Origin of the sequence: Streptomyces tricolor, assembly GCF_002155905.1 — a bacterium.
Taxonomy (GTDB): domain Bacteria; phylum Actinomycetota; class Actinomycetes; order Streptomycetales; family Streptomycetaceae; genus Streptomyces; species Streptomyces tricolor.
The window spans coordinates 1-8,511 of sequence record NZ_MUMF01000355.1 but is presented as its reverse complement, the minus strand read 5'-3'; the positions used below and the strand labels follow the sequence as shown (position 1 = coordinate 8,511).

Below are 8,511 nucleotides of genomic sequence, written 5' to 3'. Positions count from 1 at the left end.
GGAACGCGTGGGTGGAGGCGCTGGAGCGGGGAGCGCTGGACGCCAAGCGGCTGGCCCGGGGGCGGGGGTACGCGGAGCAGGGGCACGTGGACGCGATCACCGTCACACCGGGGCTGGTGCTGGCGTACGTGCGCGGCAGCCGGCCCCGCCCCTACCGCGTGCAGGTGCGGGTGCGGACGCTGGAGGACGCGGACTGGGAGAGGTTCCTGGAGGCCGCGGCCGACCGGCCGGGGCACATCGCGGCACTGCTCGACAAGGAACTGCCCCAGTCGCTCGCCGACTGCGGCGTGCCCCTGCTGCCCGGTCCCGGCGACCTCGCCCCCCGGTGCAGCTGCCCCGACTCCGGCCACCCCTGCAAGCACGCCGCCGCCCTCTGCTACCAGACGGCCCGCCTGCTCGACGCCGACCCGTTCGTGCTGCTCCTGCTGCGCGGCCNNCCGGCGTCCGGGCCACCGAGGCGCTCGCCGCGCGCGAACGCCCGCCGCTGCCCGAGCCGTTGCCGGTGCCCCCGCACCCCGAGCAGCCCCCGGTGTATCCGTCGGCGCCCGGCGGCCCGGACCCGTTCGCGCTGGACCAGCTGGCGACCGACGCCGCCGCCCGCGCCCACGCCCTGCTCGGCACCGGACGCGACCCGGTCGGCGAGCTGACCCTGTGGCAGGACGCGGTACGGCTCGCCGCGGCCCGTCCCGGTTCCGGGCTGACCGCGGCGACCCGCGCGCTGTACGCCACGCTCGCCGACGCCGTCGGCCGGACCCCGGCCGACCTCGCGCGTGCGGTCGCGGCCTGGCGGCAGGGCGGCCCCGCCGGGCTGGCCGTCCTGGAGGAACCGTGGGATCCGCCGGCCGGCCGTTTCGACCGGGCCCGGCCGTTGCTGCTCGCGGCCGACCTGCCCGCGTTCCGCCCCTGGCGCAACCGGCTGACCCACCCCCGCGGCCATGTCCAGCTCCGCCTCGGCCGCGACGGCCTGTGGTACGCCTACGAGTCGGAGCCCGGCCGGGACGACTGGTGGCCCCGCGGCACCCCGGACCTGGACCCGGTGGGCGCGCTGACCGGGCTGGGCATACCGGACGACGGCCTCGACGACCTCTGAGCGACGCCCACCGACCGCCGACCGGGCCGCCGCCCGCGGACCGGCCGGCGGGGGACGGTTCCGCCCCGCGGGATCAGACCTGCCGCGCGTACCGGTTGCGGGGCGTCGGCAGGCCCAGCCGGGCGCGGAGGGTCCCGGTGCCGTACGCGCTGCGGAACGCGCCGCGGCGGCGCAGTTCCGGCACCAGCCGCCGGGTGATCGCGCTGAGGTCGTGCGGCACCGCGCCGGGCCGCAGCCGGAAGCCGTCGAGCCCGGCGGCGCGCCAGTCGAGCAGCAGGTCGGCCAGTTCACCGGGGGTGCCCGTGAAGACCAGGGCGTCCGAGGTGTACTCCGCGCCGTCCAGCGCGTCCAGGTGCTCCTTGCGGCGGGCGGCGGCGCCGGACGCGTCGTCCAGGAAGACGACCACGTCCGCGAATCTGCGCAGCGGCCGGTCCCGCAGGTCCCGGCCCACCCGGTCGGCGGCCTCGTCCACCTGCGCGAGGATCGCCTTGGCGCCCGCGCGGTCGAACGGCGTGACGAAGACGATGTCGCTGCCGCGGGCCGCGAACTCGTACGGCGTCGAGGCGTGCGCGAGGCTCGCCACCACCGGCTGGCCCTGCGGCGGACGCGGGGTGATCGAGGGGCCCTTGACGCTGAAGTACGCGCCCTCGAAGTCGATGTGGTGCAGCTTGTCGCGGTCGAGGAAGCGGCCCGTGGCCGTGTCCCGTATCTCCGCGTCGTCCTCCCAGCTGTCCCACAGCCGCCGGGCCACCTCCACCACGTCGGTGGCCTCCGCGAACAGCGGGCGCAGCCGCGCGGCGATCCGTTCCGGGTCCCGGACGTCGTCGTCGGTCAGCTGCGGGGTCGTGCGGCGGCCGAAGTGGGCGGCGTCGGCGGCGCGCGAGGCGATCTGCGGACGCCAGCCCGCGCGGCCCTCGCTGACATGGTCGAGGGTGGCGATGCCCACGGCGACGTGGAACGGCTCGGTGTGGGTGACGTTGACCGTGGGGACGAGGCCGATGTGCGTGGTGAGCAGGGCGAGATGGGACGCGAGCAGGACCGCGTCCAGGCTGCCGCGGACCTGGTCGGTCCGGTCGTCGGGGCGGTGCGGCGCGGCCGACTGCGGGCCGAGGGCGTCCTCGAAGGTGACGAGGTCGAGAAGGCCGCGTTCGGCTTCCGCGACCAGGTCCGCCCAGTACCCGGGGGTGAACAGGGCGTCGGGGCGGGCGTCCGGGGACCGCCAGGCAGCGGGGTGCCAGCCGGCGCCGTCGAGGGCGACGGCGAGGTGCAGCGGACGGTCGTTCACGATGCCTCCCGTGCGGAGCCGGACGTGCGCTCGGTGCCCGGGCGACGGCGCAGGCCCAGGTGGTGCCGCAGCGTGGTCCCGGTGTAGTCGGGGCGGTGGACGCCCTTCTCCTGGAGCAGGGGCACCACCCGGTCGACGAAGTCGTCCAGGCCCGCGGGGGTCAGATGCGTGGCGAAGACGAAGCCGTCCGCGCCGTCGGTCTGTACGAAGTGGTCGATGGCGTCGGCGACGGTGTGCGGGCTGCCGACGAAGGTCTGCCCGCCGTGCACCTCGATCATCAACTCGCGGATGCTCAGCCCGCGTTCCTCGGCGAGGGCGCGCCAGCGCCGGGCGGTCTCGGCGCGGCCCGTGCGGAACACCGAGTGCCCCTTCAGGACCAGCGATTCGGGTTCCGGGTCGATGTCCGGCAGCGGCCCGTCCGGGTCGTACGCGGACAGGTCGCGGCCCCAGACGGCCTCCAGGTGGGCGATCGCGGTCTGCGGGCTCACCTGGGCCCGGGTGATCTCGTCGGCGTACGCCGCGGCCTCCTCGTCGGTGTCGGCGACGACGACGGTGGCGGTGGGCATGATCCGCAGGTCGTCCGGTGAGCGGCCGTACCGGGCGAGACGCCCCTTGACGTCCCGGTAGAAGGCGCGGGCCTCCTCCAGCCGGTTGTACTTGCTGAACACGACCTCGGCGTCCGACGCCGCGAAGTCCCGGCCCGCGTCCGACTCCCCGGCCTGGATGATCACCGGGTGCTCCTGCGGAGCACGCGGGGTCGTGAACCGCCCCGAGATGTCGAAGTGCTCGCCGTGGTGGGCGAACGCGCCGGCCCCGGGGCGCACGAACTGCCCGGACGCCGCGTCCGCGAGCACGTCTTGCGCGGCCCAGCTGTCCCACAGCTCACGGGTCGTGGCCAGGAACTCGGCGGCGCGCGTGTAGCGGTCGGACTCGGCGAGGAAGCCGCCGCGGCGGAAGTTCTCCCCGGTGAAGGCGTCGAAGCTGGTCACCACGTTCCAGCCGGCCCGCCCGCCGCTGAGGTGGTCGAGGGTCGCCAGCCGGCGCGCCACCTCGTACGGCTCGTTGAACGTGGCGTTGACGGTGGCGGCGACCCCGAGCCGGGTGGTGACGGCGGCCAGCGCGCTCAGCATCGTCAGGTTGTCCGGGCGGCCGGCCACGTCCAACTCGTAGAGACGGCCCTTGTGTTCGCGCAGCCGCAGTCCTTCGGCGAGGAAGAAGAAGTCGAACCTGCCGCGCTCCGCCGTCCGCGCGAGGTGCACGAAGGAGCCGATGGCCATCTGGCTTGCGGACCGGGGGTCCGACCAGACGGTGACGTTGTGGATGCCCGGCAGTTGAGCGGCGAGATGGATCTGCTTCGTCACAATGCTCCTTCTGGACGATGCTCCTTCTGAGGAGGCTCGTACGCCTGCGGCGCGAAACGGGCCCCGGGCACGCGCGGTGGCCGGCACCGTGCGTGCCCGGGGCCCTCGACGGCGGGTGGGACGGTTCAGCCCGCGGACACCTCGGGCACCTGCCCGACGTGCCCCATGCGGTAGCCGACCCCGCGCACCGTGATGATCCACCGGCTGGAGCCGAGTTTCGCCCGCAGGCTGCTCACATGGGTGTCGATGGTGCGGCTGGTGCGCACCCAGTTGCTGCCCCAGACCTTGGCCATCAGCTCCTTGCGGGAGACGACGGAGTCGGGCCGGGCCGCCAGGGTGTAGAGCAACTCGAATTCCGTGGCGGTCACGTCGACCACCCGATCGCGCAGCCGCACCTCCCGCGTGCGCGGGTCGATGTGCAGCGGCCGGAGCGAGATGCTGTCCGCGCCGACGGAGTGCGGCCGGGTGCGCCGCAGCACCGCTTCGATCCGCGCCCCGATCTCACGCGGACTCCACGTCCTGAGCACACAGTCGTCCGCTCCCGCCTTGAGCGCGAGAACCCTTTCCAGTTCGTTGTCCCGGTGCGTGCAGGCGATCAGCGGAATGTCGCTCTCCGCCCGCAGCGTGCGGCATACCTCCAGTCCGTCGATGTCGGGCAGGTCCAGGGAGAGCAGCACCAGATCGGCGTCGTGGTACGCACGCAGGATCCGCGCCCCCCGGTCGACGGTGTGGGCGGCGTACCCCTGCCGCCGCAGATCACCCGCCGTAGTCTCGGCCGCCGCGGCGTCCGGCTCCACGACCAGCACTTTCTTCACGCGCCCAGGCCTTTCGCTCCGGTGTCCGCCCAGTAGCCGGCGGTGTCCGCGCGTGCCGCGGACAGCCGGGCGGCCGGCGCGCGGACGGCGCCGGGAGCGCCGTACAGGTGCCGGTAGGCGTACGCGGCCGAGACCATGGTCATGTGATGGTGCCAGCCGGGGAAGGAACGGCCCTCGAAGTCGAGTACGCCGAATCCCTCCCGCAGCGCCGCCACGGTCGTCCGGGCGGTGGCCTGGCTGCGGGCCAGTGCCAGGACCTCCTCCACGCCCCGGCTCATCAGGCTGGTGATCCAGTACCGGGCCGGCTGCCCGCCGTCGGCGGAGAGCTGTTCCAGGACGTGGTAGGTCCGCGAGACGCCGTCCTTGGCGGCCCCGCGCTGGGACAGCCGCACCGCCCCGGTGTACACGTTGACCCGCACCGCCCGGGAACCGCCGGGCTCGGCCGGGCGCATCAGCGCGTGCGGCTGCCGGGCGTGCGGCTCCTCCATCAGCTCCCCGACAGTGGTCACCCGCGGGGCCGGACGGCCGACGAGCACGATCTGCCCGGAGTCGACCTCGCACACGAAGTCGAGCCCGCGGCGGGCGAGTCCGGCCATGACGCCGCTCGCGTCGTCGCACCGCTGGGTGAGGTTCAGCACCCAGGGCGCCTCGGGCAACCGCGGTTGCGCGGCGGTCACCCCGGCGGCGAAGCCGAGGACGAACGCCCCCACGGGACGCCCGGTCTCCGCCTCCGGGATGCGCGCCCGGCGCCTGCGCAGATCGTCCCAGTCCCAGGCCCCGTCGAGGACGAGGCTCCAGTCGACGGGGAAGCACCGGGTGCCCGTCGCCAGGAAGAGTCCCACCCCCCGCTGGCAGTTGATGGTGCGCCCGGTCGCTTGGTCCAGGCGACGGTGCACCCCCACCGAGTGCTCCCCCTGCTTCGGGATGAGGAGATCGGCGACCGTCCAGGCGTACGCCGGCCGGTGCGCCGCGATGGTCCGGCCGAGTGCGCGGCGCACCGGTTCCCAGCTCCAGGTGCTGCTGTTGATGAACTGGTGCAGGCCGTGCGCCGCTCCGGCGGGCAATAAACCCGCCTCGGCCATGCGCCGCGGGGTCTTCTTGCCCGGAGTGTGGAGAAGCCCCCACAGGTACGCGCGGGCCCAGCGGCGTTGTTCCGCCCGGTGCAGCGGATTGAATACGCTTTCAACAAAAGTCTGTATGCGTTCGCGATCGCCGGCAGCGACGCTCACTCCCATCGACGACATGTTTAACTACGCCCCCTCGCAGTCGTGTCGCCCCATCGCTCAGGTCGATGTACGGGCAGTCGTACGAGGGACAAAGCTACCGGCTGCATCGCCAAATTCACGCGTTGTGCTGTCACTTTGACATTTCGGCCGCTGACCAGCGCGAATGCCCCTTGGGGAGGGGTGGTGCCGGGAATGCGCGGGGGGTCGTGGAAAGCCCTTGCGCCTCCTCTGCCACCCCCGGAACGGACACTGTTTCCGCTGGTCAGGGGCCTTCTGCTGAACCCGCCGCCGGTGACCGGGGCCACCGGCGGAGAAGGTCCGAAAGAAAACCTGCGTACCGTCACCGGTGTGTGAACATCACATTGCCCGCCGTCGGGCCGGGAACCCGTGGCCGCGCGCGGCGAGCACGACGGCGAACACCGGCACCAGCAGGAGCAGCACCGTCCAGGGGAAGGAACCGCTGCCGGTCGCGTCCAGCAGGACGCCGCCCAGCACGCCGCCGCCGGCCATGGCCACGTTCCACAGCGTGACGAGCATCGCCTGCGCCGCGTCGGCCTGGTCGCCGCCCGCGTCGCCGACGGCGGTCTGCAGCAGGGTGGGCAGCCCGCCCCAGCCCAGCCCCCACAGGACGGCGGCGACGTACACCAGCGCGCCGCCGTCGCTCAGCACCGCGAGAAGGGCGGCGGCGGCAGCCACCAGCAGGGTGCTGGCGATGGTCAGCGCGCGCAGCCGGTACTGGATCTGGGCACCCACGACCCAGATGCTGAGCAGCGACGTGACACCGAAGGCGAGCAGGACCAGGTCGGTCTGGTCGCCCATGCCCAGGCCGTCCAGGAAGGTGGCGATGTAGGCGTACAGCACCGTGTGGGCCAGTACGAAGACGAGCGTCACGAAGAGCACCGGGCGCACTCCCGGCACGCCCAGCGCCCGCAGCATCCGCGGGCGTTCGCCCCGCTGCTGGCCCGGGTAGTCGGGCACGGCGGCGACGATCCACAGCAGCAGCACCACCGTGAGCGCCGTCATCGACAGGAACGCCACCCGCCAGCCGAGGGCCTGGCCGAGGAAGGTGCCGACGGGCACGCCGAGGGAGAGTGCCACCGGAATGCCCGCCATGGCGACGGCGATCGCCCGGCCCTGCAGGGGGACCGGCGCCATGCGCCGCGCGTAGCCCGCGAGCAGGGCCCACGCCAGGCCGGCGGCGACGCCGGCGAGGAAGCGGGCCACCATCGTCAGGCCGTAGACGGACGACACGGCCGTGACCGTGTTGGCCACGGCGAAGCCCGCCACGGCGGTGAGCAGCAGCCGCTTGCGCCGCCAGCCGGCGGTGGCCGCCGTCAGCGGGATCGCGGTCAGCGCGGTGCCGATCGCGTAGATCGTGACCGTCTGCCCCGTCGCGGACTCGCTCACCCGCAGGTCATGGCTCATCTCGGGGAGCAGGCCGGCGGGGAGCGTCTCGGTCAGGCTGGTGATGAACACCGCGGTGGCCAGGGCGAGCAGCGCGAACATCGGCAGTTTCTGCCGCGGCTCCGCGCTCTCCCGCCGCGTGGGCGGGACGGTGCCGGAGGCGGCAGCGGTGTCGGGTGAGGCGCTCATGGGGTCGTGTACTCCGTATCTGGTGGGGCGAGGCCCGTGCGGCACGGCGGGACAGGGGGGATCCGCCGTGCCGCGGCCGGGCGTTCCCGGCAGTCGGGCATCCGGGAGGTACGACTGTGCGCGTGGCCACTTCGGGAATGCTTCGGAAAGCCTTCGGGAACGCTTCGGAGCCGGAGCCCGTGACCGACAGCCGGGCGCATTACGGAACGGGTACGGTGGTGCACATGCGGTTAGGGGTGCTCGGACCACTCGCGGTGTGGGACGACGAAGGGGAGCCGGTCCAGGTCCCCGAGACCAAGGTGCGGGCGCTGTTGGCGGATCTGCTCGCGCACGACGGCGGCCCTGTCTCCGCGGACCGGCTCATCGACGACCTGTGGGGCGACCAGCTGCCCGGCAATCCGGCGGGCGCGCTCCAGGCCAAGGTCTCCCAGCTGCGCCGGGTGCTGGGCCGGGAGCGGCTGCTGCGGCAGCCCCCGGGGTACGGGCTGCGGCTCGACCCGGCCGACGAGGTGGACGTGGAGCGGTTCGGCCGGCTCGTCGCCGAGGCCCGTGCGGTCGCGGACCCGCGGGCGCGGGCGGACCTGCTCACCGAGGCCCTCGGGCTGTGGCGGGGGCCGGCGTACGCGGACTTCGCCGACGAGGAGTTCGTCCGGGCGGCCCGGGAGTGCCTGGCGGAACAGCGGCTGGCCGTGCTGGAGGAGCGGGCCGAGGCGCGCCTGGCGGCGGGGGACCACCTGCTGCTCGCCGGGGAGCTGGCCGCGCTCGTGGCCGAGCATCCGCTGCGGGAGCGGCTGCGCGCGGTGCAGATGCAGGCGCTGTACCGGTCCGGCCACCAGGGCGAGGCGCTCGCGTCGTACGAGGATCTGCGCACCCGCCTCGCCGCGGAGCTGGGCGCCTGCCCCGGCCCCACGCTGAGCGCCCTGCACCAGGCGATGCTCCGCCAGGACCCGGGCCTGGACGCCACGGCTCCGGCACCGGTCGCGGGCGCCGGGTCGTGGTACGCGGGGGCGTCGCCCGCCGGGTCGCCGTACGCCGGGGCGTTTGCCGGGGCGGGCGGTGCCGGGCCGGTGCCGGCCGGGGTGTCGTACGCCGGGCAGCCGTACGGTGCGTCGCCGTACGCCGGGGCGTCGCCGGCCGCGGC

General features: G+C 74.3%; 6 protein-coding genes and 1 pseudogene. 2 read left to right on the top strand and 5 right to left on the bottom strand.

Going from position 1 to position 8,511, the window contains the following annotated elements:
- Positions 1-1,090, top strand: a pseudogene (locus CCN44_RS24635) (SWIM zinc finger family protein); the annotation flags it as partial.
- 73 nt (positions 1,091-1,163) lie between these two features.
- On the opposite strand, the gene CCN44_RS24630 reads toward CCN44_RS24635, so the two are convergent.
- The 5 genes from CCN44_RS24630 to CCN44_RS24610 form a co-directional block, all read right to left on the bottom strand.
- Positions 1,164-2,375: an LLM class flavin-dependent oxidoreductase gene (locus CCN44_RS24630; RefSeq protein WP_086699567.1), complete on the bottom strand. Its 1,212-nt coding sequence runs from the start codon at positions 2,373-2,375 to the stop codon at positions 1,164-1,166.
- Positions 2,372-3,736 (bottom strand): NtaA/DmoA family FMN-dependent monooxygenase, encoded by a 1,365-nt coding sequence (locus tag CCN44_RS24625; RefSeq protein WP_086699564.1) that lies wholly within the window; start codon positions 3,734-3,736, stop codon positions 2,372-2,374. The genes CCN44_RS24630 and CCN44_RS24625 overlap by 4 nt, the downstream gene beginning before the upstream one ends.
- Positions 3,737-3,861: 125 nt before the next feature.
- Positions 3,862-4,551 carry a response regulator transcription factor gene (locus tag CCN44_RS24620; RefSeq protein ID WP_079081221.1) on the bottom strand — a complete coding sequence of 230 codons (690 nt, stop codon included), beginning with the start codon at positions 4,549-4,551 and terminating at the stop codon, positions 3,862-3,864.
- Complete coding sequence (locus CCN44_RS24615; protein ID WP_428836683.1) at positions 4,548-5,795, bottom strand: IS701 family transposase; 1,248 nt, start codon at positions 5,793-5,795, stop codon at positions 4,548-4,550. The genes CCN44_RS24620 and CCN44_RS24615 overlap by 4 nt, the downstream gene beginning before the upstream one ends.
- Before the next feature lie 339 nt (positions 5,796-6,134).
- Positions 6,135-7,370 carry an MFS transporter gene (locus CCN44_RS24610; RefSeq protein ID WP_059253904.1) on the bottom strand — a complete coding sequence of 412 codons (1,236 nt, stop codon included), beginning with the start codon at positions 7,368-7,370 and terminating at the stop codon, positions 6,135-6,137.
- A 224-nt stretch (positions 7,371-7,594) separates the two neighbouring features.
- Here CCN44_RS24610 and CCN44_RS24605 point away from each other — a divergent pair.
- Positions 7,595-8,511 (top strand): AfsR/SARP family transcriptional regulator (locus CCN44_RS24605; RefSeq protein WP_244203960.1); only part of this gene is annotated, 917 nt, incomplete at its 3' end.

What these genes read in the sequence shown, in the direction of transcription:
- CCN44_RS24610 (WP_059253904.1), bottom strand. Translation starts at nt 7,370, where the DNA reads ATGAGCGCCTCACCCGACACCGCTGCCGCCTCCGGCACCGTCCCGCCC.
- CCN44_RS24615 (WP_428836683.1), bottom strand. Translation starts at nt 5,795, where the DNA reads ATGTCGTCGATGGGAGTGAGCGTCGCTGCCGGCGATCGCGAACGCATA.